Origin of the sequence: Sphingomonas sp. So64.6b (assembly GCF_014171475.1) — a bacterium.
Classification (GTDB): Bacteria; Pseudomonadota; Alphaproteobacteria; order Sphingomonadales; family Sphingomonadaceae; genus Sphingomonas; species Sphingomonas alpina_A.
In genome coordinates, this window is record NZ_CP048817.1 from 4,358,844 (window position 1) to 4,383,032 (window position 24,189).

Genomic DNA, 24,189 nt, shown 5'->3' on the forward strand with positions numbered 1-24,189 from the left:
CATGTTGACACAGCGTTCCCGTTACGCGCTCCGCGCCATGTTGTTTCTCGCCGAAGCCCCCGCCGGAGGCCCGCCGATCCCGATGAACCGGATCGCGGTGGCGGCGAACGTGCCGCGAAAATTCCTCGAGCTGATCCTTGCCGACCTGCGCGAAGCGGGCTTCCTGCACAGCCATCGCGGCAAGATGGGCGGTTATTGCCTGTCGCGCCCGACTCATCTGATCTCGCTCGGCGAAGTGATCCGGGTGATCGAAGGGCCGCTTGCGCTGGTCCCCTGCGTCAGCCGCACCGCTTATCGCCCGTGTAAGGATTGCAAGGATGAGGCGACTTGCGCGATCCGCATCGCAATGGCGCGGGTGCGAGACGAGACGGCGCGGATTCTCGACGGCACCAGCCTTGCGGATGCCGTCGCCGAGGATCTTGCTGCGGCTTAAGTCTGGCATTGAATTCCAGTGGCTGTGTCTTCTTCTCCCCTCCCTTTATGGGAGGGGCAGGTGAGGGTGCGATCGCGAAGCGTATCGCTCGACGCGAAGCGTCGAACCCCGTCCGTCGCTGTGACCCTCCCCAGCCCCTCCCATAAAGGGGGGGCAAGAAGAGCATCGTGAGGCGCAGTTAGACCGACTTTTTCTTCAACTCATCCCTGATTTCACGCAGCAACGCGACTTCGGCAGCTTCCGGGGCGGCCGCCGCTTCGTCGGGCTTGGGCATCAGCTTGCTCACTGCGCGGATCAGCATGAAGATGATGAAGGCAAGGATCACGAAGTTGACCGCCGCCGTAATGAACGCGCCATAGCCGAACACCGGCACGCCGGCCTTTTTCAACGCGGCATAATCCGACGATCCGGCCAGCGCCTCGGGCACTTTGCCGAGTACGACGAAATAACTGGAGAAATCGAGCCCGCCGAAGATCTTGCCGATCACCGGCATGATCACATCGTCGGTCAACGAGGTGACGATCTTGCCGAACGCTGCGCCGATAATGACCGCGACGGCCAGGTCGAGCACGTTGCCGCGGGCGATGAATGCCTTAAACTCCTTGAACACGACGCACCTCCATCCGATTTAACTTCCGCCCGGCAAGGCTAGTCGAGTATGATGACCGTGCAAGGGTTGGAGAGATAATCATGAAGTTTCGTGCCATCATCACTATCGGCCTCGCCGCGATGCTGTCCGCTTGCGGGATCAACAGCGTGCCAACCGCCGAGGAGGCAGCGAAGGCCAAATGGGCCGAGGTGCAGAACCAGTATCAGCGCCGTTCGGACCTGATTCCCAACCTGGTCGCCACTGTGAAAGCCGCCGGCGCGCAAGAAAAGAGCATTCTGATTGAAGTGACTCAGGCGCGGGCTGCGGCCAATACCGTACGTGTTTCGGCCAGCGATCTGACCGATCCGGCCAAGCTGGCGCAGTTCGATCGCGCGCAAAGTGCGGTCAGCCTGTCGCTGCAGCGGCTGCAGGAGGCCTATCCGGAGCTCAAGTCGCAAGGCAATTACACGACGCTGATGTCGCAGCTCGAAGGTACGGAGAATCGCATCGGCGTCGCCCGGCGCGACTATAACGACTCGGTACAGGCCTATAATACCCGCATCCGCACCTTCCCCGATGCGATCGGTGCAAAGATATTTTACGGCGCGAAGCCGATGGCGCCGTTCCAGGCGACGACACCGGGTTCGGAAACTGCGCCGCCGGTGAATTTCGGGAACAGCAACTGATCCGACTGATTGCCCCGTTATTGCTTTTCGCCGGGTGCGGAGATGCCGCCCCGGCGAAAAGCGTCGCGCCGCCCGGGTATCAGTTTCCTGTGCTGTCCGGGCGGGTCGTCGATGCCGCGGCCTTACTGTCGCCGGACGACGAAGCAGCGATTTCGGTGAAATCGGCCGCGCTGGAGAAAGCCACTGGGCACCAACTGGTGGTGGTCACCGTTGCAAGCCTGGGCGGGCACTCGATCGAGTCATACGGCCTGAATCTCGGGCGAACCTGGGGTATCGGGCGGAAAGGCATCGATGACGGCGTGTTGCTGATCGTCGCCCCCAAGGAGCGCAAGGTGCGGATTGAGGTCGGTTACGGTCTCGAATCCACACTGCGCAACGAAGAGGCTGGCGCGATCATCCAGACCGCGATCCTGCCGGCATTCCGCGCGAAGGATTTTCCGCGCGGCGTGGCGGCCGGGGTCGATGGCATCATCAATGAAATTGGCACCCCACAAAGGAAGGCCGCGTGAACATCCTTCGTTATCTGGTCGCATCGCTCCTGCTGTGCTGCGCGACGCTCGCCGGCGCGCAGACCTTCCCGCCGCTCAGCGGACGGGTGGTCGATGCCGCGAACCTGCTCTCGCCCGAGCAGGAAGCGCAACTCACCCAATTGTCCGGCGAGATTGAAAAGGCCTCGTCGCGACAGTTCGTCGTTGCGACAGTGCCCGATCTCCAGGGGTTCGAGATCGAGGAATATGGCTACAAGCTTGGCCGCGCCTGGGCGATCGGCCAGAAGGACGCCAATAACGGCATCATCCTGCTGATCGCACCCAATGAGCGAAAGGTGCGGATCGAAGTCGGTTATGGCCTTGAGCCGATCATGACCGACGCGTTGTCGAGCGTCATCATCAATGACGATATCCTGCCGGCATTCCGCAACAAGGATATGCCCGGCGGGATCATGGCGGGTGCTGCGGCGATCGGCGAACAGATGAAGCTGCCGCTCGAGGCGGCCGAGGCGCGTGCGCAACAACTGACCAGTCAGCGCGCGGCGTCGGGCGGCTCAAGGAGCAGCGGCGGCAATGGCGCGGCGATCGCGATCTTCTGGATCATCATCCTGTTCTTCGTCGTGTTCCCGATGATCTTCGGCCGTGCCAAGGGCAAACGCTACCGCGGCGGCGTCGGTCCGGTGGTCATCTGGGGACCCGGTCTTGGCGGCGGCGGCAGCAGTGGCGGATCGTCCTGGGGTAGCAGCGGTGGTTCCGACTGGGGCGGTGGCGGCGGCGGATTCTCCGGCGGCGGCGGATCGTTCGGCGGCGGCGGTTCGTCGGGGAGCTGGTGATGACACGGATCAGGAAACTCAGCGAAGCGGACCACACGCTGGTCACCGATGCGGTGGCCAGGGCCGAAGAGGGGACCGATGGCGAGATCGTCACGATCGTCACCGAACGCTCCGATCTCTACCGCGATGTGGCACTGCATTATGCGATGGCGGCGATGCTGCTGCTCGTTGCGATCGTCGCGCTCAGTCCGGCGGCGATCGAATCGAAACTTGCCTGGTGGTCGGACGGCTGGACCGGCGAACCCGATCTGCGCAGCCTGTTCTTCGCGCTGCTGATCGGTGAGGCGCTGATCTTCCTTGCGGTGCGCTACGCTCTCGCCTGGACGCCGCTGCGGCTGGCGCTGACGCCCAAGGCGACGCGCTCGCGGCGGGTGCGACGGCTCGCGGTGCAATATTTCAAGGTCGGGGCGGAACGTCGTACCGAGGCGCGGGTCGGCATCCTGCTTTATCTCTCGCTCGACGAGCGCATCGCCGAAATCGTCGCCGACGAAGCGATCCACAAGGTCGTCCCGCCGGAGCGTTGGGGCGAAGCGATGGCGGCATTGATTGACCGCGTGCGCGTCGGTGAGCCCGGCCAGGGCATGGCGGCGGCGGTTGCGGCGATCGGCACGATCATCGCCGAACATTTTCCCAAGACCGAAACCGATCGCAACGAACTGCCCGACAGGTTGATCGAACTATGAGTGTTTGTTTGAAAATTCGCGGAAGAGCGAATTTTGCGGTGCCGGCCCGCTCCCCCTGCCGGCCACCTACAGAGTATCCTTGATGGGTGGTCGGCAGGAGGAGCGGGCCGGCACCGTCCATGAATCGGAACCGGTCGAAACGGCCTGGGAGGGTCGCTTCATCGCCGTGAAGAAGCGCGGCAAATGGGAATATGTCTCACGCACGCGCGATATTCAGGCGGCGGTGATCCTGGCGATCGATGACGGTCATGTCATTCTGGTCGAACAGTTTCGTGTGCCGCTCGACCGGGTCTGCCTCGAATTGCCGGCGGGACTGGTTGGTGACGAGGATGAAGGCGAGAGCATCGAAACATCCGCCGCGCGCGAATTGGAGGAAGAGACCGGGTATCGACCGGCGCATGTCGAATCGCTCGGCCAGTTCCAGTCGTCACCCGGACTGGTCAGCGAAGGTTTCACGCTGGTCCGCGCGACCGGGCTCGAGCGCGTCAGTGAAGGTGGGGGCACCGCAGACGAGAATATCGTCGTCCACCGCGTCGCGCTGAGCGATCTTTCGGCGTTCGTCGCCGCCAGGCGCGCCGAGGGCATGGCGATCGATGTGAAGATGCTGCTCTTGCTGAGTCCGTCGCTGCTGGGCTGAGTGCGTGTTGTAACTCCCGTCGGCGTAACTACTGCGTCAGAAAACCCGGATCTATCGCCGCTGCCATCGCCCGATAGCCGTCGTCGTTGGGATGCAGATGATCGCCGCTATCATAAGCCGGCAGCAGGCGATCCGGCTGGGCGGGATCGCGCATCACCCGCTCGAAATCGACGACGGCATCGAACGCGCCGCCACCCCGAATCCAGGCATTGACCGCCTGGCGCTTCGCTTCGGCCGCTGGCGAGGGCGCTTTCGGAAATGTCGTGCCGCCCTTAGGCAGCAGGGTGGCGCCGATGACCTTGACGCCTTTCGAATGCGCGCGTTCGATCAGCGTCTTCATGCCATCGATGATCTGCTCCGCGGACACTTTCGCCTTGGCCGAGGTCAGCACTTCGCCGGCGGAAATGTCATTGCCGCCTTGCAGCAGCACGATCCAGCGCACGCCGGGCTTGTCGAGCGCGTCGCGGTCGAAGCGGTTGAGCGTACTCGGGCCGCGATAGGGTTTGTCGGCGTCGTTGAGAATACGGTTGCCCGCCACGCCGGCGTTGACGACGGCAATCGAGGCGAGTTTCGGGTCGGCCTGTAACCGCGCGGCGAGTACATCGGGCCAGCGTGTGTTGCGCTCTTCGGTCGAGCCGACGCCGTCGGTGATCGAATCGCCGATCGCCACGATGACGCGTGCGTCGGCACCGGCGGCGACTTCGACATCGCTGAGGAAATAGCGGCTGTCGTCGGTCTCGCCAGCGGGGAGCGTCACCGCCGCGGTCATATCGCGCGCCGGCACGATATAGACGGTCTGGTTGCCGACGCTGTGGATGGTCGATGTCGCCGCGCCGTGCGGCAGATACACGCTCACTGCGAGTTCTTCGAATGCGGCCACCGGCAATGCCACGGGATCGCTGAGCGCGGCTTCGCCACTGGCGATGGTCACCACCGGCTTTCCGCCGAACGTGACCGCGCGATCGCTCGCCGGCTGGATCGCCGATCCGTCGGCGCGCCTGGCCACGCGCACCGCGCCGAAGGTCAGCGGCGCGGTGCCGAACAGGTTGGAGAGGCGGATGCGCACGCTGCCGCCGCCGATGCTGGGGCGGATAATCTGGCGCAGCGTCTGCGCCGGCAGGGCAGGGCCGGGCGAGTCCATTGCCGCGGTCCAGCCGGCGACCCAGTGCGCGTCGGTCGGCGTGTTCGGCGTGGATTGGGCCGGCGCGGTCGCGGCGCCGAGAACGAGCAACAAGCCGGCGGCGTATTTCAATAGAGAAGGATGCATCGACGAACCCCTGCGCGTGGTGGTGAGTGAATGTCGGGCGAGCACAAGGCTTCCGTCATGGTTCAGCGACGGCCGCGATGCGCGCGAAACGCGCAGTCGACACCGCTTCCACCCATGCCCTGCAGACCGTCAGACCTTATGCAATTTTTCGAAGCTGAGCCGGTCCCAATAACCACGCTGGACCGCGATTTTGCCATCGATCACATGGAAGAATCCGCAACCGCGAAACCCGATCGGATCGCGCCATTCGAGGATCGCCCATTCGCCGTCCTCGAACAGATTCTCAGGGACGCACTCCATTTGTGCTCCGGCGAACTCGGCGTCGAACATCGCGCGGATCGCCTCGATACCCTCGACTGGTTCGTTGGCGACCTGATGATTGACCGCATTGTCAGCATAAAGTGCGACCAGCGCGTTCACATCGGCATTATTGAACGCCGCGATCCATTTGCGGACGAGTAATTTGGGGGTCATCGGAAATTGTCGGCATAGGCCTGGAGCTTCAATTTGCGTTCCGGCGCGGCGATGACCTGGAAACCGAATCCCTCGCGCGCCGCATAGGCGATTGCCGCCTCCAATGTGGGGAAACTCAGCCGGACCTGATCGCGCGTGTCGCCTGAACCCGCCCAGCCGGTCAGCGGGTCGGGCCGCTTCGCCTCGGCGGGTTCGAATTCGAGCACCCAGGCCTGAGTGCGGGCGCGGCCCGACTGCATGGCATTTTTGGGGCGCTGAAAGATGCGGGCGGTGGGCATGGTCATTCTCTCGGCAGATCTTGGGGCAAGCTCTCGCGAACCTCTATCGCGGTTGCGCCCGGCGTGCATCCGCATTTTTCGTGCGGGTGGTCGCAATCGCCCCGGCCGGATCGTCCGGCCAAGGGTGGCGCGGATAGCGGCCGCGCATTTCCTTGGCCACCGCGGCCCAGCTTCCCGCCCAGAAACCGGGCAGGTCGCGGGTGGTCTGGATCGGGCGTCCGGCCGGCGAGGTGAGGCTCAGCACCAGCGGCACCCGGCCGCCGCCGACCGTCGGATGCGTGGCCAGGCCGAACAGGGCCTGGGGCCGCAGGTCGACGCGCGGCCCGCCCTCGGCGGCATAGTCGATCGGATGGCTGCTGCCTGCCGGGCTGTCGAAATGCGTCGGGGCAAGTCGGTCGATGGTCCGCATCGCGTCCCAGCCGATGATGTTGCGCAAGGCCTCGGTCAGTGCGCCCGGCTCGATCGCGTCCAGCCGGCGCTTCTTTTCCAGCAGTGGCGCGAGCCATTCGTCCGCGCGCGACAGCAAGGCTGCGTCGTCGAGCGCGAGTTCGGTCCCGCCATGCGCGGCGGCGAAATCGGCGCGGTGGCGCAGCGCCAGTGCGGCTTCGCCCCATGGCAGCCGGGCGAGCCCATGGTCGCTGACGCCCTTGAGCAGCGCCGCGCTGATCTCCGCCGGGTCGGCCGCGCTGTCCGGGCCGCCCGACAGCCGGATTGCGCCGAGCCGCCGCTCGCGGATTGCCTGCACCCCGCCGGTCGCCGCGTCGAACGTCACGCGGCGCCGCGTTTCGATGCGGTCGCCGAACAGCGTCTCGACCGTGGCAAGATCGATCGGGGCGGCGGAGAGAATGCGCGCGCCGGCCGCCATGCCCTGCGTCTCGGCAACGGCGAGCCAGTCGTTGCGCGCCAGCGAAGTGGCGCCGTCGAGCTTGAAGCCGCGCCCGCCCGCCGATGCCCAGGTTTCGCCGGAAGGGTCGCGGCGCCGTGCGATCCGGTCGGGGAAGGCGAGTGCGATGCACAGGCCGGCATCTTCTCCCCTCCCTGAAAGGGAGGGGCTGGGGGTGGGTGGCGAGCGAAGCGAGCTTTCCACAGCCGTGTCACTTGCCGCGCCCGGCGCTGGCATGCCGGTACCCATCCCCAACCCCTCTTGTGCTGGGAGGGGAGTTAGTTGCGCCCATCGCTTCGCCAGCTTGCGTCCGGCCTCGGCACGCGGTCCGCGTTCGCCGCGCCAGCGCCGCAGGCGCGATTCGAGATCGACATCGTTCCCGCCAAGGCCGCGTTCGCCAAGCAGGACCGCGATCTGCGCCGCCGTTTCGGCCAGCCCGATTTCGCCTGCGCGGACCAGCATATGGCCAAGTCGCGGCGGCAGCGGCAGGTTCGCGATCGCTTTGCCATGTGCGGTTGGACGGCCATCGCTATCGATTGCCTCCAATGCCCCAAGCCGCGCGCGCGCCTCGGCGACCGCGGCATCGGGTGGTTGATCGAGCCAATTCAGCGCGCGCGGATCGGCCACGCCCCATAACGCGCAATCGAGCGTCAGCGCCGACAGATCGGCCTCCAATATCTCGGGCGGGTCGAACCGTGGCAGGCCGGCGGTCGCGGCCTCCTCCCACAGGCGGTAAGCGATTCCCGGACCCTGTCGCGCGGCGCGGCCGGCGCGCTGGGTAACCGAAGCCTGGCTGGCGCGCTCGGTGACCAGTCGGGTCATGCCCGCGGCGCGATCATAGCGCGGGCGGCGCGCCAGGCCGGAATCGATCACTACGCGGATGCCGTCGAGCGTCAGGCTGGTTTCGGCGATCGATGTGGCAAGGACAATCTTACGCAGTCCTTCACCGTTGGGCGTGATCGCGGCGCGCTGCGCCTGCGGGTCGAGGCTGCCGTGCAGGCGGTGCAGAACAATGCCGCTACCAAGTCCTTCAAGGCGTTCGGCGGTGCGCTCGATTTCGGCCACGCCCGGCAGGAAGGCGAGAATGCCGCCCTGTTCATCGCGCAGTGCGGTGCGAATCGCGGCGGCGACGGAGTCTTCGATCCGCGCTTCGACGGCGCGACCGATATGGCGCAGGGTCAGCGGATAGCTGCGGCCGGCGCTTTCGATGACGGGTGCGTTCGCCATCAGGCTTGAGAAACGCGCGCCGTCGAGTGTCGCCGACATCGCCACCAGCCTGAGATCCGGTCGTAAGCCGGCCTGCATATCGAGCGCGAGCGCCAGGCCGAAATCGCTGTCGAGACTGCGTTCATGAACTTCATCGAACAGCACCGCGGACACGCCGGCCAGTTCGGGGTCGGCCTGGATGCGATTGACGAAAATTCCTTCGGTCACGACCGTCACGCGCGTCGCGGCGGAACGCTTGGTGTCCATGCGCGTCGCATAGCCGAAGGTCTGGCCGACTGGCTCGTCGGCCAGGTTCGCCATGCGCTCGCCCGCCGCGCGCGCGGCGAGGCGGCGTGGCGACAGCAGCAGAATCTCGCCGCTGCACCATGGCTGATCGAGCAAAGCGGGCGCGACCGCCGTGGTCTTGCCGGCACCCGGCGGCGCGACCAGCACGGCGTTCGACCGCTCGCGCAAAGCAGCGAGCAGGTCCGGCAGCACGGCATGGATCGGGAGCATGGTCATAAAGCGGGTGCCGGCCTGTTTCGCACAGGCGAATGGGTCGCGGATAGCGCCAATTCCGGTTTGCCGGGGTTAGAAGAAGACGCTGGCGTTGAGCGAGAGGTACCGCGTGTCGCCACCAAGCTGGGCATTGGGCGCGCGTTTCAGGAAACGACCCTTGTCGAGAAACGCACCACTTGCCTCCAGCTGAAGCCGCTTGGCGATCGCCCACCAGCGCACACGGCCCTCGATCTGGCGTCCGGCATAACGGCCCGAGGCGCCGCTCGCATCGCGCACGCCCGAGGAGGAAAACGCATCCTGGCCGGAGGCGAGCCACATCTCGCGATAGCTGATCATCGTTTCAAGGCGCTTGTGCGGCACTGCCTCGAGCCGGATTGCGGGTGAGCTGATGTTGGAGCGTGCCAGCGTGCTGTAGATCCCCGACGGCGCATAATCGGCACGACGCGAGCCGAACAACGGATCGAAGCGGGTGAAGCGTCCGCCACGATCGTCGCCGCTGGCATATTCATATTCGAACGACAGGCGCGGTTTCCAGGCGGCGGCGAAGCTGTAGCCGATTTCGCCATGCGCCGACCAGGCCGAGACCGGCAGGCGTGCGGCGGCTGCGGTTGCATCGGCGTTGATCGAGCCGCCCTGATGGAAGAGTTCGCCCTCGGCATCCCATTGTCCGGCCGCCGGCGCCTTGATCAGCCGCGCGCTGAGCGTGGTGAGATGCCGGTCGCGAGTCGCCAGGTCGGGCCGGTCGCGTTCGTCGAGCCGGAACCAGGCGGCATCCATATCGAACGGGCCGATCGCGCGCCTGCGCCTGACGGTCGCGCCCCAGAAACGCAGGTCGAAGCTTTCGCGGTCGATCTCGACCCGATTGGCGCGTAATGCCGCGCCACCCGAGGGCAGCCGCACTTGTGGCAGGGCGTAGAAGAGTGTCGCGTTGAAATTTTTGGTCGGAGCGAGGTCGATTCTCACCCCGGTATAGCCATTTGTGGTGTTGCGATAATCGTCATTGGCGACGATGCGGCGCGAACCGAGGTCAAGCGTGAAGCGCCCGGCCTGGACCTGCGTGCCGAGCGCACCACCCAGATCCGCCCTGACATAAGCCTGGACCAGTTCAAGCGCATTGACCTCGCTGGTGCTGACCGGGCTGCGCGGCGAGATCGAATAAGCCCGGCTGTCATAAAGCTCGCCACCGATGCGGACCGGGCCGGGGCCATATTCGGCCGCGATGATGGTGCGGAAAGTGACCAGCGTGTCGTTGCGCTCGAATCCGGCCCGGGCTTGATTCTCGATCATTTCCACGCGGGCGCGGGTGGTGGCGGAAATCGTGAACGGTGGTCTCGGGGTGGTTTGCGCCAGGCTGGCCGGCGACACCGTTATCACGACTGCCACACCCATGATCCGGATCGGACGGTGGCAGCCGCGCAAGGTCAATATGCCCGCGCTACGGCGAACTCGACCGCTTCGACCATTGCGTCCTTGGCCGCGCCGCCGGCAAAGCCACCAAGCGCATCGATCGCGCGCTGGCCGTAATGGCGCGCGCGCGCGAGCGTGTCGTCGACCGCATGGCTCGATTTGATCAGCGACACGGCATGGGCGAAGTCATCGTCGCTCGCGCGATGGCCCTCCATCGCCGCTTTCCAGAACGTGCGATCCCCTGCCGATCCCCGGGCATAAGCAAGGATCACCGGCAATGTCGCCTTGCCCTCGCGGAAATCGTCGCCGGCATCCTTGCCCATCGTCCCCGCGTCGGAAACATAATCGATCGCATCGTCGACCAGCTGAAACGCGATACCGAGATTGCGGCCATAGGCGTCGAGCGCAGCCTCCTCCGCCTCGGGCCGTTCGGCAACGACGGCGGCGATGCGGCAGGCGGCGGCGAACAATGCCGCGGTCTTCGCACCGATGATGTCGAGATAGCGTTCCTCGCCGATATCGATGCGCCGCGCCGCGGTCAGCTGATTGACCTCACCCTCGGCGATCACCGCGCTGGCGTTGGACAGGATCTTGAGCACTTTCAGGCTGCCGTCCTCGACCATCAATTCGAACGAGCGGCTGAACAGGAAGTCGCCGACCAGCACGCTGGCGGGATTGCCCCAGATCAAATTGGCGGTGCGCTTGCCGCGACGCAGATCCGACCCGTCGACCACATCGTCGTGCAGCAGCGTGGCGGTGTGGATGAATTCGACAGCGGCGGCGAGACGATGATGGCGGTTGCCCGAATAACCGAGCAGCCGCGCGCTCGCCAGCGTGAGCATCGGGCGCATGCGCTTGCCGCCGCCCGCAATCAGATGACCGGCAAGCTCGGGGATCAGCGGGATCTGCGACTGCATCCGGTCGAGGATGACCGCATTGACCAGATTGAGATCGCCCGCGACGAGCTGAACCATCGGTTCCAGCGAGGGCGGAGCGGTGCGCGCGTCGAGGCGGTGGATGGTTGCGCTCATATCACCGGGGGATGTGGCGGGGCGGGACACCAAAGGCAAGTGTTTCAGGCTTGCGCAGGCGCGATCGCTTGCGCAAGAGGGAGGTGCACCTTCATTAAGAAGGGCGGGCCGGGTGGGAGTTGCGACCAGTGAGCGACGAAACATTGCGGGGCTACCGCCAAAGCATCGACAATATCGACGCCGCACTCGTCTTCCTACTCGCCGAGCGGTTCAAGGTTACTCAGGCAGTCGGGCGATACAAGGCGACCACCGGGCTGCCGCCGGCCGATCCCAGCCGAGAGGACGCGCAGATCACGCGCCTGCGCGGGCTGGCCAAGCAAGCCGATCTCGACCCCGAATTCAGCGAGAAATTCCTCCGCTTCATCATCGATGAGGTGATCCGCCACCATGAACAGTTCCAGGGCGGGGAACAGTTCCAGGGCGGGGAGCAGGGGCGATGATGCGCAGCGAACTGTTTCCCGAATCGATCATGCCCTATGCTTGGCTCGATGACGGCCTTAGCGAGGCCGAACTGATCAGACGATTGATCGAGGTCGGCGATTCGCTCGTGCGCATCTGCGACGTGGTGGATCAGCCTACAGCGGGCAATTATATCGCAATGGCGCTTGATATCCTGCGCGCCGATTCGGACCTCAAGGCGGATATCGGCGCTATTGCCTGACGCGCGACAAGCGCCAGCGGTGATCCACGGACTGCCGTTTCCTGATTTATTACCGATAATTGCCGGGGTGAGTGCCCAATCGAGGATCATGCACGACTCGTTGCTCTGATCCAAAATGGAGGTACAATGACACCATGTCGCCGGGGGATATCGAGCAGCTGACCGAAGCCCAGCGGGCGTGTCTCCGCCTCGTACTGACGCGTCACAACTCCAAGGAAATTGCGCAGGTCCTCAAAATCTCGCCGCACTCGGTCGACAAGCGGATCGAGCGCGCGATCGCCACCCTTGGCGCCACGTCGCGCTTCGACGCGGCGCGCCGGCTTGCCGACCATGAGGGTATCCCGACATACGAGCCTTTCGCACATGAACCGATCGACGTTGCCGGACCCACCGTCGAGGCGTCACCCCCCTACTCGACCGCATCGTTCGGATATGGTCGCCGCCTCTTCGGGCTCAGCCCCGACCGGCGGATCAACGGGGATGCGCGAAATGATCTGACGAAGCTCCAGCGTGCCGGCATCATCCTTGCCCTGATGGTCGGGATTGCCCTGTCGACTGGTGCTTTGCTCAATATCGCGGCGACGCTCACGGACAAGCTCCGTGAGAATCGCATCGACCTTTCGCGCTGACGAAGTGCCGCCGGATGCGGCTTGGGAGGCGCAATGCTCAAGGAACGCCGTCAGGCAAATGATATAGTAACCCGGGATTTCCTGCAGGCCGAGGCCGCGACCGATCGCGCCGCGACCCAGGCAGCACAATGCATGGTGACCATGCTGCAGGCGCGCCAGACCGCCAACCTGCCGGTCGGCACCGGGATCGAGGCGTTGCGTCTCGTATCCGAAGGCGCCAGCGCGCTGGTCAAGGCGCGGCAGTCGTTCGTCGAGGCACATCGCATCCTGGCTGATGTCCGTGCCGAGATTGGTATTACTGGCTATGGCGATTCTTCCGAATGCCCGCCGACAGAGGGTACGCTCGCTACGCCGCACCGTCTGGCGGCTGTCGCCTGAACATCCGGCCCTTGACCGGGCCGCACAACAGATGGTCCGGTCTGGGCATGGATAGAGTCACAATCTTTCTCGCACTCCAGCTCATCGTGTCTGGATATGCCTTCATGCGTGGGGGTGCGCCGGAGCGGCTTACTGCCGTCGCGCTGGCCGGGGCATTCCTGCTCACGCTGGGCCTGCAATCGTCGATGTCGGCGCGTTTCGTCCACGTCGAATTCGGCATATTGGCGGTCGATATCGGGTTGTTCGGTGTCCTCGTAGCGCTCGCGCTTTACGCCGACCGATGGTGGACGCTTTGGGTGGCGGCGATGCAGGGATTGGGGGCAGGCGCGCATCTCATCAAGGCGATCGATTCGGAAACCATCCGCGTTGTCTATGCGATTCTTGCCGCAGCCTGGGGCTATCCGATCATCCTGTTGCTGCTGATCGGCACGGTTCGGCACCAGCGGCGCAAGATGCAGGGAGGCGACCTCGATTGGTCGACACAGGCGATGCGCAATCAACAACGCCAGGTTGCTGGCGATCACAATATCTGAAGGGAAACGTCATGGCGTTGCAACCAAAGGAAGCGGAGGGGTTCGAACCCTTTCTGCGCGCGTCGACACTGGCGATGAAAAGGTCTTTGGTGACCGTATCGGCCGATGACGACGAACATGAACTGCTGACGATCGCCAAACATCTTTATTCCGCCCGCCGGCGCCGCGCCAAGGCGTTTGCGGCTTATTCGATGGCCTTTCATGAGCCGCCCTGGGACATGCTGCTCGACCTGTATGTCGCGCGCATGGAACGACGTATGGTCTCGGCAACCAGTGCCTGCATCGCCGCCGACGTGCCGACCACCAGCGGACTGCGCTGGATCTCTACCCTGCGGCAGCGCGGCCTGGTCGACCTGTCGTCCGATCCGGCCGATGGCCGGCGCACGATCGTCCGTCTGTCGGACCGGGCGACCGAGACGATGGAGCGCTACCTGGAGTCGCTCTGAATCACGACGCGTCGCGCGCGGCAACACCTGAACGAAAAAGGGGCCCGGTTTCCCGGGCCCCTTTTCTTTTACGCCATCGCGGCTTTCGCTTAGTCGCGATCGCCGGTCAGGAAGGCCGGTGCGAACTCAGGCGCAGGGCCGTCATCATTGCCGCCGGAACGCTCGGGACGCGGACCACGGTCACCACCGCCGTCGCGACGCGGGCCCCTGTCACCGCCGTCACGGCGCGGACCGCGGTCACCACGGCCGCCGCCGTCGCCACGGCCGCCGCCATCGCCGCGGCCTTCGCCTCTGGGGCCACGGCCACCATCGCCATCACGGCGCGGGCCGCGCGGACCACGATCACCACCTTCGCGCGGTTCGCGTGCCGGGCGGCTGTCTTCCAGCTCGGCGCCGGTTTCCTGATCGACGACGCGCATCGACAGGCGAACCTTGCCGCGCGGATCTATCTCGAGGACCTTGACCTTGACTTCCTGGCCTTCGCTCAGGACGTCCGAGACCTTCTCGACGCGCTCGTTGCGAATTTCGGAGACATGGACGAGGCCATCCTTGCCGCCCATGAAATTCACGAACGCACCGAAATCGACCAAATTGACGACCTTGCCGTCATAGACTTTGCCGACCTCGGCCTCTTCGACCAGGCCCTTGATCCACTTGATCGCGGCTTCGATCTGCGCGGTGTCGGACGACGACACCTTGATCACGCCCTCGTCGTCGATATCGACCTTGGCGCCGGTGGTGGCGACGATCTCACGGATCACCTTGCCGCCGGTGCCGATGACTTCACGAATCTTCGATTTATCGATCGTGATCGTCTCGATGCGCGGTGCGTGTGCCGACAACTCCTCACGGGTATGGTCGAGCGCCTTGGCCATTTCGTCGAGAATGTGCGCGCGGCCTTCCTTGGCCTGGGCCAAAGCCTTGCGCATGATCTCTTCGGTGATGCCCGCGATCTTGATGTCCATCTGCATCGTGGTGATGCCCTCGGACGTGCCCGCGACCTTGAAGTCCATGTCACCGAGATGATCCTCGTCGCCCAGGATGTCGCTGATCACCGCGAAATCCTTGCCTTCCAGGATCAGGCCCATCGCGATGCCTGAGACCGGGCGCTTCAGCGGCACGCCGGCATCCATCATCGACAGCGAACCGCCGCACACCGTCGCCATCGACGACGAGCCGTTCGACTCGGTGATGTCCGACAGAACGCGGATCGTGTAGGGGAACTCTTCCTTAGTCGGCAGCACCGGGTGCAGCGCGCGCCAGGCGAGCTTGCCATGACCGACTTCACGACGACCGGGGGCGCCGAAGCGGCCCACTTCACCGACCGAATAGGGCGGGAAGTTATAGTGCAGCATGAAGTTTTCGTAGGACAGGCCGGTCAGCCCGTCGATCATCTGCTCGCTTTCCTTGGTGCCCAAGGTGGTGGTGCAGATCGCCTGCGTCTCACCGCGGGTGAACAGCGCCGAACCATGGGTGCGCGGCAGGAAATGCACCATCGCCTCGATCGGGCGGATCTGCGTGGTGGTGCGGCCATCGATGCGCTTGCCGTCCTTGAGGATGGCGCCGCGAACGATTTCCGCTTCGAGCTTCTTCATCAGCTTGCCGGCGGCCATCTGATCCTGCGGGGCGGCGTCGGCAAAGGCGGTCTTGCCCTTGGCGCGTGCCTCGTTGAGCAGGTTCGAACGCTTGGACTTGTCGGTCACCTTGTATGCGGCGGCGATGTCCTTGCCGATCAGCTTCTTCAGCTTGTCCTTGGCGGCCGAGAGATCGGCCTGAGCGGCCATTTCCCACGGATCCTTGGCGGCCTGCTCGGCCAGGTCGATGATCAGGTTGGCGACTTCGCGGCATGCCTTGTGCGCGAACTGCACCGCGCCGAGCATGATCTCCTCCGACAGCTCCTTGGCTTCGGATTCGACCATCATCACGGCATCGCCGGTGGCGGCGACGACCAGGTCGAGCTCGCCCGACTTGGTCAGTTCGGTGGTCGGGTTGAGGATATATTCGCCATCGACATAACCGACGCGCGCCGCGCCGATCGGGCCCATGAACGGCACGCCCGAGATTGTCAGTGCCGCCGATGCCGCAACCATCGCGAGGATGTCGGGCTCGTTCTCGCCGTCATAGCTGAGAACCTGGCAGATCACGTTGATCTCGTTGTAAAAGCCTTCCGGGAACAGCGGACGGATCGGACGATCGATCAGGCGGCTGGTCAGCGTTTCCTTTTCGGTCGCGCCGCGTTCACGCTTGAAGAAGCCGCCAGGGATGCGGCCCGAAGCCGAGAATTTTTCCTGGTAGTGGACGGTGAGCGGGAAGAAATCCTGCCCTTCCTTGACCGACTTGGCGGCGGTGACGGCGCACAGCACGACGGTTTCGCCGAGCGTCGCGATGACCGCGCCATCGGCCTGACGGGCAACGCGGCCCGTTTCCAGCGTGAGGGTCTTGCCGCCCCACTGGGTGCTTACAGTTTTCGTATCGAACATTTTATTTCCTTCACTCCGCACGCCCAATGCGCGCGGGGCCTATCTGCGAGCCGATAATGGCCCGGCTTGTCCCTTCCACTGGCCGTTCATTCGGCGGGAAGGGGGTTCGGGGAAACCGGCCGAATTGCCGGTTGCCGAATAGCGAAACGGCCCCCTTCCGGGGGCCGTCCGTGTTACTTGCGAAGCCCGAGCTTCGCGATGAGATCGGTGTAGCGCGCGCCATCCTTGTGGCGGAGATAGTCGAGCAAGCTGCGGCGCTTGTTGACCATCATCAGCAGCCCGCGGCGCGAATGATTGTCTTTCTTGTGGCCCTTGAAATGCTCGGTCAGGTTGCGGATGCGCTCGGTGAGGATCGCGACCTGGACTTCGGGGCTGCCGGTGTCGCCTTCGACGCGGCCATGTTCCTTGACGAGCGCGTCCTTGCGCTCTGCGGTGATCGTCATGCATTTTCCTTCGACATCGTCATAGGTTGAAGCCTCGCACGACATGGACCGATTGGCCCTGAACCTCGACCAGCGCGACCGGAATATCATCCAGCACCGCGAAGTGGAGGCCATCGTCTCTGGCAATCCCGGTCAGAACACGCCCCTGGCGGAGCGCCCCTGCCTGATCGGGGGTGAGGGATAGAGCCGGGATGTCGTCCAGCCCCGCCCTCAACGGCAGGAGTATTTGTTCAAGCCCGCGCGCATTACCGAGTTCAGCCAATTTGTCCAGCGATATCGCATTTTCTAGGGTGAACGGCCCGGCCTCGATCCGGCGCAGCATCGTCACATGGCCGACCGTGCCGAGCGCCAGTGCGATATCGCGCGCCAGGCTGCGGATATAGGTTCCTTTGGAGACATGGGCGGTGAGGGTGATGCTTTCTAGCTCTTCCCCGATACTCTGTGCCGGAGAGGAACTAAGGGAGTAGATCGTCACCGCCCGGCTCGCCAGCACCACTTCTTCGCCGGCACGCGCCAGATCATAGGCCCGTTCGCCATCGACTTTCAGCGCGGAATAGGCTGGCGGCACCTGATCGATCGGCCCGGTGAAGCGCGGCAGCACCGCTTCGACCTGCGCCAGCATCGGTCGCACCTCCGAAGTCGCGATCTCGACGCCCTCGGCATCGAGCGTGTCGGTCTGCACGCCGAAGGTTATAGTGAAGTCGTACACCTTGTCGCTGTCGAGCATCCGTCCGGCGAGCTTGGTCGCCTCGCCCACCGCGATCGGCAACACACCCGAGGCGAGCGGATCGAGCGTGCCGCCATGGCCGACCTTGAACTTGCCATAGTCGCCACCCCGCAACGCGCGCTTGACCGCGGAGACGGCTTGGGTCGAGCCCAGGCCGACGGGCTTGTCGAGGATGATCCAGCCATGCATCGTGTCAGAACTCGATCTGGGCCGGTAGGAAGAAGCGAGCCACCGCCGACGCGACCGGCGCGATCACCAGTCTGATCACGTCCGCACTCGGCGAGATGGCAGGCAGCACGAGCAGCAGCACGAGGAGGATCGGAAAGCCGAACCGGGCAAGTTTGCTATACTGGATCGCGGCGGCGCGCGGTAGCAGGCCCTGCACAACGTGCCCGCCATCGAACGGTGGCAGAGGGATGAGGTTGAAGACCCCAAGAAAGACGTTGATTAGGATGAAGTTGACCAGATTTTGAAAGACGAAGAGCATCACGCCGGCCTGGGGAATACCCAGCCCAGCGATCATTGCGCCGAGCGCCAGTCCGCTCAGCGCGGCAAGCACAAAACTGGTCGCGGGTCCGGCCAGCGCGACGAGCATCATATGAACGCGCGGGTTGCGTAACTGCGACGCGAGCACCGGCACCGGCTTGGCCCAGCCAAAGATCGGCGCGTTCGCCACGGCAAGGAGCAGCGGCAGCACGACCGTGCCGATCGGATCGACATGGCGGATCGGGTTGAGCGTCAGCCGCCCGCTCCGTTCCGCCGTGGTGTCGCCGAACATCCGCGCCACATAGCCATGCGCGACTTCATGGAAGACGATCGCGATCACTAACGGGATCAGCCAGACCGCAATCGTATAAAGCAGGTTGGGGTCGTTCATGGAATCCGTTCGATCAGGGGTGCAGCCAGCGCCTCGGTAAAATGGCGGCGGCACATCGCAATATAGCGGTCATTGCCGCCGATCTCGGTCTGTGCCCCTTCGGCGATCGCGCGGCCACCGGAATCGACGCGCAGGTTCATCGTTGCTTTGCGTCCGCAGGCGCAGACCGATTTGATCTCGATCAGCGAATCGGCAATCGCGAGCAACCGCGCCGATCCCTCGAACAGCCGCCCCTGGAAATCGGTGCGCAGACCATAGGCCAGCACCGGAACGCCGTGCGTATCGGCCAGCAGGGCAAGCTGATCCACTTGCGCTGCCGTCAGGAACTGTGCCTCATCGACCAGCACACAGGCCGGCAGCGCTTCGCCTGCGCGGTGGACGATGGCGACCAGGTCGGTGTCGCGCTCGAACGCGATCGCGTCCGCGCCAAGGCCGATGCGCGAAGTGACCGTCCCCGCTTCGAACCGGTCGTCGATTGCGGCGGTGAACAAGATCGTCCGCATGCCGCGCTCGCGATAATTGAAATCGGCCTGCAACAGGGTGGTCGATTTGCCCGCATTCATCGAGGCATAGTAGAAATAGAGCTTGGCCATCAGGCCATCCACGTGGCGCGGGTCGCTACCAATTGCCAACGCCCATTGCGATATTCCAGCGCCATCGTGCCCCCAGCGCCGCACCAGCCCCCGCACACGCTGCTGCTATCAACGAATGCGAAATTGCCGGCATAAACCGGAGCCGACAGTGAGAAATGTGCGGTGCAGGATTTTGGCCATTGCTTGTTGACGATGCGAGGAGTGGGGGCGCCGTGAAGTTTCAGAAGCGCCCGCGCAGAGGCTCTGCCCAATCGCGTTACCGACCCCGCATCGATCGGACGCTTCTCATCGATTGGATCATGCCAACCCTTCAGTCCGTCGCGCAATCCAAAGCGCATTGCGGCCATATTCCAGGGGTCGACGCGAGTCGCTTCGTCGTAAAGGCTGATTTCCGTGCCGTGCAGATCGGTGCAAGGATCGCTGGCGACCCATGAAGATAGCACTGGATTATCCTCGCCGATCATGGACATCACGACCGCCCGGCGCAGATCGATATCGACCAGCGGTGGCGGCGCGCCTTCCTGGCAGGCCTGCACCAACAACGTCGCGAGCAACGCAGGCACAATGCGGTGCATGGGAGAAACGATCATCATGTTGACAGCTTAGGTAAGCGCTGACCGAGTGTCTATTTCGCACCGCAGCAGCAGATTAGGTTTCGTCGCCAGCAGTATCGAGATCCCGCGCCACATGCGGCGTGCGCAGCAGCTGATCGATATGGCTGCCTTCGTCGAAGCTCTCGTCGGCGAGGAACTTTAGTTTGGCGGCGTATTTCATCTTCACCCGCGCGGCGACCTCGCGCTGCAGATAGGCCGTGTGAGTGCGCAGCGCCTTGAGCACCGCTTCCTCTTCCTTGCCGAGCAGCGGCTTCACGAACACTGTCGCATGACGCAGGTCGGGCGACATGCGCACTTCGGTCACGGTGACGAGATGCTTGGCCAGCGTCTCGTCATGCACGTCGCCGCGCGCCAGGATGTCGGACAGCGTATGGCGCATCTGCTCACCCACGCGCAGGACGCGGACCAAACGGGTTTCGGGTGTTTCGGTCTTCATGTCTGCGGGCTCCGCGGGATTCCGCCGCGCATCACCCGGCCAATAAAAGTACCACGCGCGATCAATTGGTCCTCGCTGTCGAACAGTTCGGCATCGGTCACGGCGATCGTCTTGCCGACGTTCACGACGCGCGCCTTGCCCACGAAACGACCGGGCCTGGCGGGCTTCAAAAAGGTCACGTGGAAATCGATCGTCGGAGCATACACGTCGCCATGGGTTGCGGCGAGCAGTGCCGGACCCTGAGTGTCGTCAAGCATTGCCGCAACGAAGCCGCCCTGCACGGTCCCACCCGGATTGAGGAACCGCTCGTCAGCCACGAAGCTCACCGTCGCGGTGCCCGCTGCAGGGTCGAGCGCTTCGATCTTCCAGCCCAGCAGCCGGGACGCGGGCGGAATCGGAAAGTCGTCGAAAACCGTCGACATGATGTTTCCTTTCCGCCCGCAGCCTCAGGCTAGAGCGTCCGTTCGCGCAGTTCGACTTCGAAGGTTTCGAGGAAGTCGCCCGGCTTGATGTCGACGAAGTTCTGCGTGAACGTCACGCCGCACTCCAGACCCGCACGGACTTCCGCCACATCGTCCTTGAAGCGACGCAAGGATGCGATTTCGCCCTGGTAGATGATGACATCCTCGCGCGTGATGCGCGCCTTGAGCGCCTTGCGGATGGTGCCTTCGGTGACCAGCAGACCGGCCGCCTTGCCATGCTTGCCGGCCGAGAAGACCTCGCGGATTTCGGCGCGGCCGACAACCGTTTCGAACGCCTCGGGGCCAAGCTCGCCCGCCATGCCCGAGCGGATCTCGTCGATCAGGTCGTAGATCACGTCGTAATATTTGAGCGCGACCTTCTGGCGTTCGGCAATCTCGCGCGCCTTGGCATTGGCACGGACATTGAAGCCGATGATCGGCGCGCCGCTGGCACCGGCCAGCGTCACGTCGCTCTCGGTAATGCCGCCAACGCCGGCATGAAGCACGCGCGCCTTGATATCATCGGTCGAGATCTTGTTGATCGACGACACGATCGCCTCGACCGACCCTTGCGTGTCGGCCTTGACCACCAGCGGATATTCGATCGCCTGCTTGTCCTTGAGCGCGGAGAACATGCTCTCCAGGCTGGCCGGGGCCGATGTCGTGCGCTTGTTGGTGATAACGCTCTGGCGATATTCCGCGACTTCGCGGGCACGTGCCTCGTTCTCGACCACCGAGAAAGGATCGCCAGCGCGCGGCACGCCGGACAGGCCGAGAACCTCGACCGGCATCGACGGGCCGGCTTCCTTGATCTGCTGACCCTTGTCGTTGGTCATCGCCCGGACCTTGCCGCTTTCGGCGCCGACGACGAACACGTCGCCGACCTTCAGCGTGCCACGGCTGACCAGGATCGTCGCAACCGGACCACGCCCCTTGTCGAGCTTGGCCTCGATCACGGTGCCTTCGGCGGAGCGATCGGGGTTGGCCTTCAATTCGAGCAGTTCGGCCTGGAGCTGGATCTTTTCGACCAGCTGGTCGAGCCCGGTCTTCTGTAGCGCCGAGACTTCAACATCCTGCACATCGCCCGACATCTCCTCGACGATCACTTCGTACTGGAGCAGGGCCTCACGCACCTTTTGCGGGTTGGCGTCAGGCTTGTCGATCTTGTTGATCGCCACGATCATCGGCACGCCAGCCGCCTTGGTGTGGTTGATCGCCTCGATCGTCTGCGGCTTTAGCCCGTCATCGGCGGCGACGACCAGCACGACGATATCCGTCACATTGGCGCCGCGCGCACGCATTTCGGTAAAGGCTTCATGGCCCGGCGTGTCGAGGAAAGTGACCTTCGACTTGTCCTTCAGCGTGACCTGATACGCGCCGATATGCTGAGTGATGCCACCGGCCTCGCCCTTGACCACATCGGTGCCACGCAACGCGTCGAGCAGCGAGGTCTTGCCGTGATCGACATGGCCCATGATCGTCACCACCGGCGGACGCGGCACGGCGGCGCCGTCCACATCCTCCGCGGTGTCGATCGCCAGATCGATATCCGAATCGCTGACGCGCGTGATGTTATGACCGAATTCGGTCACCAGCAGCTCGGCCGTGTCCTGGTCGATCGTCTCATTGATCGTGACCGGCATGCCCATCTTGAACAACGCCTTGACCAGGTCCGCGCCCTTTTCCGCCATGCGGTTGGCGAGTTCCTGCACGGTGATCGCTTCCGGCACGACGACGTCGCGGATCTGTTTGGCCTGCGCTTCGCGCGGGCCACCCATACGGCGATGTTCTTTCTCGCGTGCCCGCTTGAGTGCGGCGAGGCTGCGTGCGCGTGCGCCGTCACCATCGCCAAGCGCGCGGTTGACGGTCAGCTTGCCCGCGGTGCGGCGATCGTCGCCACCCTTGCGATCGCGCAGGCCGGTGCGCGGCACGGTCTCGCCGGCACGCTTGATCAAGCCACCGGCAGGTGCCGCTGGCGCATTGTTGTTGTTCGCATTGGCGGTCGCGGCCGGCGCCGGTGCTGCCGGGGCGGCGGGCGGCGGCGGGGGTGGCGGACGCGGGCGTTCGGGGCGCGCGACCGGCGTGAAGCGGCGTGGCGCCGGCATGCTCGGGTCAAGCGTGATCCCGATCGGTGCGGGCGGTGCGGCCGGCACCGGCGCGGCAACGGGGGCTGCGGGAGTTGGAGCGGCCACCGGAGTAGCAGCGGCCGGCGCGGGAACGGGCGTCGCCGGAACGGGCGTCGCGGCCTCGACCGGTGCGGGTTCGGGGGTCGGCGCAGGTTCGGGCGCAGCAGGCGAATCCGGGGCGTCGCCGGCAAGGCGCGCTTCCTCGGCGCGACGGCGTGCTTCGTCGGCCGCCTCGATGCGATCGCGCTCTTCGCGACGGCGCGATTCCTCCAGCGCGTTCATGCGCGATTCGTCGGCTTCGCGCAGCAGCTTGGTCTGAAGCTCCTGACGCGACAGCAGGGAATTGGCCGGAGAAACCGGCGCGGGCGCGGGTGCCCGTGGCGCGGGCGCTGCTACCGGCGCAGGGGCCGCGACCGGCTCAGCGACCGGAGCCGCCGGGGTAGCTCCCGGACCGAGGATACGGCGGCGCTTCACTTCCACCTGCACGGTGTTCTGGCGGCCATGGCTGAAGCTCTGCTTCACCTGGCCAGTCTCGACCGTGCGCTTCACCCCCAGCGGTGCGCGCATGACCAGTTTCGGCTTCTCGTTGTCCGTATCGCTCACTCGGATTCCTCGTAATTCTCGTCGGCCGGATCGTTCACTTGGTCGTCGGCGTCGTTTCCGTTCCCGGATTCAGACGGCGATGCGCCCTGCGAGGCCGTTTCGCAAGGCACGGGAGATGGGTCAGGGCCGATGAAATGCAGCCAGCGGTGGAGCGCTTCGCCCACCCTCTTGGCCGCATCGGGATCAGTCAGGCCTATATGTACCACATTTTGGCGGCCTAGTGCCACGGCCAATATGGTGCGCGGGACCGGCAGAACCAACCCCCTGCGATCACTGCCTTCTTCGTCGTTGCCGACGCGCCACGCCTGGTCGAGTTTGCGGTTGCCGTCAGTGCCCGCGTCGGACGCATGCAGCAGCAAATGAAGCTTGCCCGCGCGCGCCGCGGTTTCGATCTTGTCCGAACCCGAGAACAAGCCGCCGGAACGCGATTCGAGCCCGAGCCGGTCAAGTGCTGCACGTTCCAGTGCGGCCTCGATCTTCGCCGGCAGGTCGTCGGGTACGATGATCGGTCCGGTCTTGAAAGCACGCGCGAGCGCGCCTTTCAGCTTGCCCTTGGCGATCGCGGTTTCGAGCTCTGTCCGGGTCACGCCAATCCACGCCCCACGGCCTGGCGCCTTGGCGCGGACGTCGGGGAGAATGTCGCCGTCCGGCGACAGGGCCAGCCGCACCAGCGCATGGCGCGGCGCGCGGTCGCCGAGCAGGATGCAGCGACGAATCGGGTCAGCGGCGGTCATGCGCACGCCTCCACCCGCATCGCTGCGAACCCCG

General features: G+C 64.7%; 29 protein-coding genes. 12 read left to right on the plus strand and 17 right to left on the minus strand.

Features of this window, described 5'->3' with window-relative positions; translation table 11 throughout:
* Window position 1 precedes the first annotated feature (1 nt).
* Window positions 2-433, plus strand: a complete 432-nt coding sequence (locus G4G27_RS20910; RefSeq protein ID WP_183110421.1) for an Rrf2 family transcriptional regulator — start codon at window positions 2-4, stop codon at window positions 431-433.
* Window positions 434-611: 178 nt separating this feature from the next.
* On the opposite strand, the gene mscL is transcribed toward G4G27_RS20910, so the two are convergent.
* Complete coding sequence (mscL, locus tag G4G27_RS20915; RefSeq protein WP_183110422.1) at window positions 612-1,043, minus strand: large conductance mechanosensitive channel protein MscL; 432 nt, start codon at window positions 1,041-1,043, stop codon at window positions 612-614.
* Window positions 1,044-1,123: 80 nt separating this feature from the next.
* Here mscL and G4G27_RS20920 point away from each other — a divergent pair, with 80 nt between their 5' ends.
* From G4G27_RS20920 to G4G27_RS20940, 5 genes are all read left to right on the plus strand, one after another.
* Window positions 1,124-1,708 carry a LemA family protein gene (locus tag G4G27_RS20920; protein ID WP_183110423.1) on the plus strand — a complete coding sequence of 195 codons (585 nt, stop codon included), beginning with the start codon at window positions 1,124-1,126 and terminating at the stop codon, window positions 1,706-1,708.
* Window positions 1,709-1,728: 20 nt separating this feature from the next.
* Window positions 1,729-2,217, plus strand: a complete 489-nt coding sequence (locus G4G27_RS20925; protein WP_183110424.1) for a TPM domain-containing protein — start codon at window positions 1,729-1,731, stop codon at window positions 2,215-2,217.
* On the plus strand, window positions 2,214-3,029 hold the full coding sequence (locus G4G27_RS20930) for a TPM domain-containing protein (RefSeq protein WP_202049608.1): 816 nt from the start codon (window positions 2,214-2,216) through the stop codon (window positions 3,027-3,029). The genes G4G27_RS20925 and G4G27_RS20930 overlap by 4 nt, the downstream gene beginning before the upstream one ends.
* On the plus strand, window positions 3,029-3,712 hold the full coding sequence (locus G4G27_RS20935; RefSeq protein WP_183110425.1) for a hypothetical protein: 684 nt from the start codon (window positions 3,029-3,031) through the stop codon (window positions 3,710-3,712). Before G4G27_RS20930 ends, G4G27_RS20935 begins: the two co-directional genes overlap by 1 nt.
* A gap of 82 nt (window positions 3,713-3,794) precedes the next feature.
* Window positions 3,795-4,349 (plus strand): NUDIX hydrolase, encoded by a 555-nt coding sequence (locus G4G27_RS20940; protein ID WP_183110426.1) that lies wholly within the window; start codon window positions 3,795-3,797, stop codon window positions 4,347-4,349.
* A gap of 28 nt (window positions 4,350-4,377) precedes the next feature.
* On the opposite strand, the gene G4G27_RS20945 is transcribed toward G4G27_RS20940, so the two are convergent.
* The 6 genes from G4G27_RS20945 to G4G27_RS20970 form a co-directional block, all read right to left on the minus strand.
* Window positions 4,378-5,616: an SGNH/GDSL hydrolase family protein gene (locus G4G27_RS20945; RefSeq protein ID WP_183110427.1), complete on the minus strand. Its 1,239-nt coding sequence runs from the start codon at window positions 5,614-5,616 to the stop codon at window positions 4,378-4,380.
* A gap of 129 nt (window positions 5,617-5,745) precedes the next feature.
* Window positions 5,746-6,090: a nuclear transport factor 2 family protein gene (locus G4G27_RS20950; RefSeq protein WP_183110428.1), complete on the minus strand. Its 345-nt coding sequence runs from the start codon at window positions 6,088-6,090 to the stop codon at window positions 5,746-5,748.
* Window positions 6,087-6,368 (minus strand): ETC complex I subunit, encoded by a 282-nt coding sequence (locus G4G27_RS20955; RefSeq protein ID WP_183110429.1) that lies wholly within the window; start codon window positions 6,366-6,368, stop codon window positions 6,087-6,089. Before G4G27_RS20955 ends, G4G27_RS20950 begins: the two co-directional genes overlap by 4 nt.
* Window positions 6,369-6,411: 43 nt before the next feature.
* Window positions 6,412-8,979, minus strand: coding sequence for an ATP-dependent helicase HrpB (gene hrpB / locus G4G27_RS20960; RefSeq protein ID WP_183110430.1), 2,568 nt, complete (start codon window positions 8,977-8,979; stop codon window positions 6,412-6,414).
* 69 nt (window positions 8,980-9,048) lie between these two features.
* Window positions 9,049-10,365, minus strand: coding sequence for an alginate export family protein (locus tag G4G27_RS20965; protein ID WP_244624444.1), 1,317 nt, complete (start codon window positions 10,363-10,365; stop codon window positions 9,049-9,051).
* A gap of 32 nt (window positions 10,366-10,397) precedes the next feature.
* Window positions 10,398-11,414, minus strand: coding sequence for a polyprenyl synthetase family protein (locus G4G27_RS20970; protein ID WP_183110431.1), 1,017 nt, complete (start codon window positions 11,412-11,414; stop codon window positions 10,398-10,400).
* A 128-nt stretch (window positions 11,415-11,542) separates the two neighbouring features.
* Here G4G27_RS20970 and G4G27_RS20975 point away from each other — a divergent pair, with 128 nt between their 5' ends.
* The 6 genes from G4G27_RS20975 (at window position 11,543) to G4G27_RS21000 (ending at window position 14,061) form a co-directional block, all read left to right on the plus strand.
* A complete protein-coding gene (locus G4G27_RS20975) occupies window positions 11,543-11,854 on the plus strand; it encodes a chorismate mutase (RefSeq protein ID WP_183110432.1) in 312 nt (103 codons plus the stop codon).
* Complete coding sequence (locus G4G27_RS20980; protein ID WP_183110433.1) at window positions 11,851-12,075, plus strand: hypothetical protein; 225 nt, start codon at window positions 11,851-11,853, stop codon at window positions 12,073-12,075. The genes G4G27_RS20975 and G4G27_RS20980 overlap by 4 nt, the downstream gene beginning before the upstream one ends.
* Before the next feature lie 134 nt (window positions 12,076-12,209).
* Window positions 12,210-12,704 (plus strand): helix-turn-helix transcriptional regulator, encoded by a 495-nt coding sequence (locus tag G4G27_RS20985; protein WP_183110434.1) that lies wholly within the window; start codon window positions 12,210-12,212, stop codon window positions 12,702-12,704.
* A gap of 33 nt (window positions 12,705-12,737) precedes the next feature.
* Window positions 12,738-13,082, plus strand: a complete 345-nt coding sequence (locus tag G4G27_RS20990) for a hypothetical protein (protein WP_183110435.1) — start codon at window positions 12,738-12,740, stop codon at window positions 13,080-13,082.
* Window positions 13,083-13,129: 47 nt separating this feature from the next.
* Entirely contained in the window at window positions 13,130-13,615 is a 486-nt protein-coding gene (locus tag G4G27_RS20995; RefSeq protein WP_183110436.1) for a hypothetical protein, read from the plus strand.
* Window positions 13,616-13,626: 11 nt separating this feature from the next.
* Window positions 13,627-14,061 carry a winged helix DNA-binding protein gene (locus G4G27_RS21000; RefSeq protein ID WP_183110437.1) on the plus strand — a complete coding sequence of 145 codons (435 nt, stop codon included), beginning with the start codon at window positions 13,627-13,629 and terminating at the stop codon, window positions 14,059-14,061.
* Between the two features lie 89 nt (window positions 14,062-14,150).
* On the opposite strand, the gene pnp is transcribed toward G4G27_RS21000, so the two are convergent.
* The 10 genes from pnp to G4G27_RS21050 all read right to left on the minus strand — a co-directional run bounded on the left by pnp (window position 14,151) and on the right by G4G27_RS21050 (window position 24,155).
* Complete coding sequence (gene pnp, locus G4G27_RS21005; RefSeq protein ID WP_183110438.1) at window positions 14,151-16,541, minus strand: polyribonucleotide nucleotidyltransferase; 2,391 nt, start codon at window positions 16,539-16,541, stop codon at window positions 14,151-14,153.
* A 173-nt stretch (window positions 16,542-16,714) separates the two neighbouring features.
* Complete coding sequence (gene rpsO / locus G4G27_RS21010; protein WP_183110439.1) at window positions 16,715-16,984, minus strand: 30S ribosomal protein S15; 270 nt, start codon at window positions 16,982-16,984, stop codon at window positions 16,715-16,717.
* 19 nt (window positions 16,985-17,003) lie between these two features.
* Window positions 17,004-17,900, minus strand: a complete 897-nt coding sequence (truB, locus tag G4G27_RS21015; RefSeq protein WP_183110440.1) for a tRNA pseudouridine(55) synthase TruB — start codon at window positions 17,898-17,900, stop codon at window positions 17,004-17,006.
* A gap of 4 nt (window positions 17,901-17,904) precedes the next feature.
* Window positions 17,905-18,588 carry a site-2 protease family protein gene (locus tag G4G27_RS21020; RefSeq protein ID WP_183110441.1) on the minus strand — a complete coding sequence of 228 codons (684 nt, stop codon included), beginning with the start codon at window positions 18,586-18,588 and terminating at the stop codon, window positions 17,905-17,907.
* Entirely contained in the window at window positions 18,585-19,181 is a 597-nt protein-coding gene (locus G4G27_RS21025; RefSeq protein ID WP_183110442.1) for a thymidine kinase, read from the minus strand. The genes G4G27_RS21020 and G4G27_RS21025 overlap by 4 nt, the downstream gene beginning before the upstream one ends.
* Window positions 19,181-19,651 (minus strand): hypothetical protein, encoded by a 471-nt coding sequence (locus G4G27_RS21030; RefSeq protein WP_183110443.1) that lies wholly within the window; start codon window positions 19,649-19,651, stop codon window positions 19,181-19,183. Before G4G27_RS21030 ends, G4G27_RS21025 begins: the two co-directional genes overlap by 1 nt.
* Window positions 19,652-19,829: 178 nt before the next feature.
* Window positions 19,830-20,231 carry a 30S ribosome-binding factor RbfA gene (gene rbfA, locus G4G27_RS21035; protein ID WP_183110444.1) on the minus strand — a complete coding sequence of 134 codons (402 nt, stop codon included), beginning with the start codon at window positions 20,229-20,231 and terminating at the stop codon, window positions 19,830-19,832.
* Window positions 20,228-20,653, minus strand: coding sequence for a PaaI family thioesterase (locus tag G4G27_RS21040; RefSeq protein WP_183110445.1), 426 nt, complete (start codon window positions 20,651-20,653; stop codon window positions 20,228-20,230). Before G4G27_RS21040 ends, rbfA begins: the two co-directional genes overlap by 4 nt.
* A gap of 29 nt (window positions 20,654-20,682) precedes the next feature.
* A complete protein-coding gene (infB, locus tag G4G27_RS21045) occupies window positions 20,683-23,421 on the minus strand; it encodes a translation initiation factor IF-2 (protein WP_183110446.1) in 2,739 nt (912 codons plus the stop codon).
* Entirely contained in the window at window positions 23,418-24,155 is a 738-nt protein-coding gene (locus tag G4G27_RS21050) for a DUF448 domain-containing protein (protein WP_183110447.1), read from the minus strand. The genes infB and G4G27_RS21050 overlap by 4 nt, the downstream gene beginning before the upstream one ends.
* Window positions 24,156-24,189 lie beyond the last annotated feature (34 nt).

Bases quoted from the DNA above. Each gene is read 5' to 3' on its own strand.
- G4G27_RS20920 (WP_183110423.1), top strand. From the start codon at position 1,124: ATGAAGTTTCGTGCCATCATCACTATCGGCCTCGCCGCGATGCTGTCC.
- truB (WP_183110440.1), bottom strand. From the start codon at position 17,900: ATGCATGGCTGGATCATCCTCGACAAGCCCGTCGGCCTGGGCTCGACC.
- G4G27_RS21040 (WP_183110445.1), bottom strand. From the start codon at position 20,653: ATGTCGACGGTTTTCGACGACTTTCCGATTCCGCCCGCGTCCCGGCTG.
- G4G27_RS21030 (WP_183110443.1), bottom strand. From the start codon at position 19,651: ATGTCCATGATCGGCGAGGATAATCCAGTGCTATCTTCATGGGTCGCC.
- G4G27_RS20955 (WP_183110429.1), bottom strand. From the start codon at position 6,368: ATGCCCACCGCCCGCATCTTTCAGCGCCCCAAAAATGCCATGCAGTCG.
- G4G27_RS21020 (WP_183110441.1), bottom strand. From the start codon at position 18,588: ATGAACGACCCCAACCTGCTTTATACGATTGCGGTCTGGCTGATCCCG.
- G4G27_RS21025 (WP_183110442.1), bottom strand. From the start codon at position 19,181: ATGGCCAAGCTCTATTTCTACTATGCCTCGATGAATGCGGGCAAATCG.
- G4G27_RS20990 (WP_183110435.1), top strand. From the start codon at position 12,738: ATGCTCAAGGAACGCCGTCAGGCAAATGATATAGTAACCCGGGATTTC.
- G4G27_RS20910 (WP_183110421.1), top strand. From the start codon at position 2: ATGTTGACACAGCGTTCCCGTTACGCGCTCCGCGCCATGTTGTTTCTC.
- G4G27_RS20970 (WP_183110431.1), bottom strand. From the start codon at position 11,414: ATGAGCGCAACCATCCACCGCCTCGACGCGCGCACCGCTCCGCCCTCG.
- G4G27_RS21000 (WP_183110437.1), top strand. From the start codon at position 13,627: ATGGCGTTGCAACCAAAGGAAGCGGAGGGGTTCGAACCCTTTCTGCGC.
- G4G27_RS20980 (WP_183110433.1), top strand. From the start codon at position 11,851: ATGATGCGCAGCGAACTGTTTCCCGAATCGATCATGCCCTATGCTTGG.
- G4G27_RS20995 (WP_183110436.1), top strand. From the start codon at position 13,130: ATGGATAGAGTCACAATCTTTCTCGCACTCCAGCTCATCGTGTCTGGA.
- G4G27_RS20935 (WP_183110425.1), top strand. From the start codon at position 3,029: ATGACACGGATCAGGAAACTCAGCGAAGCGGACCACACGCTGGTCACC.
- G4G27_RS20940 (WP_183110426.1), top strand. From the start codon at position 3,795: ATGGGTGGTCGGCAGGAGGAGCGGGCCGGCACCGTCCATGAATCGGAA.
- hrpB (WP_183110430.1), bottom strand. From the start codon at position 8,979: ATGACCATGCTCCCGATCCATGCCGTGCTGCCGGACCTGCTCGCTGCT.
- G4G27_RS21050 (WP_183110447.1), bottom strand. From the start codon at position 24,155: ATGACCGCCGCTGACCCGATTCGTCGCTGCATCCTGCTCGGCGACCGC.
- pnp (WP_183110438.1), bottom strand. From the start codon at position 16,541: ATGTTCGATACGAAAACTGTAAGCACCCAGTGGGGCGGCAAGACCCTC.
- G4G27_RS20965 (WP_244624444.1), bottom strand. From the start codon at position 10,365: ATGGGTGTGGCAGTCGTGATAACGGTGTCGCCGGCCAGCCTGGCGCAA.
- rbfA (WP_183110444.1), bottom strand. From the start codon at position 20,231: ATGAAGACCGAAACACCCGAAACCCGTTTGGTCCGCGTCCTGCGCGTG.
- rpsO (WP_183110439.1), bottom strand. From the start codon at position 16,984: ATGACGATCACCGCAGAGCGCAAGGACGCGCTCGTCAAGGAACATGGC.
- G4G27_RS20945 (WP_183110427.1), bottom strand. From the start codon at position 5,616: ATGCATCCTTCTCTATTGAAATACGCCGCCGGCTTGTTGCTCGTTCTC.
- G4G27_RS20950 (WP_183110428.1), bottom strand. From the start codon at position 6,090: ATGACCCCCAAATTACTCGTCCGCAAATGGATCGCGGCGTTCAATAAT.
- G4G27_RS20985 (WP_183110434.1), top strand. From the start codon at position 12,210: ATGTCGCCGGGGGATATCGAGCAGCTGACCGAAGCCCAGCGGGCGTGT.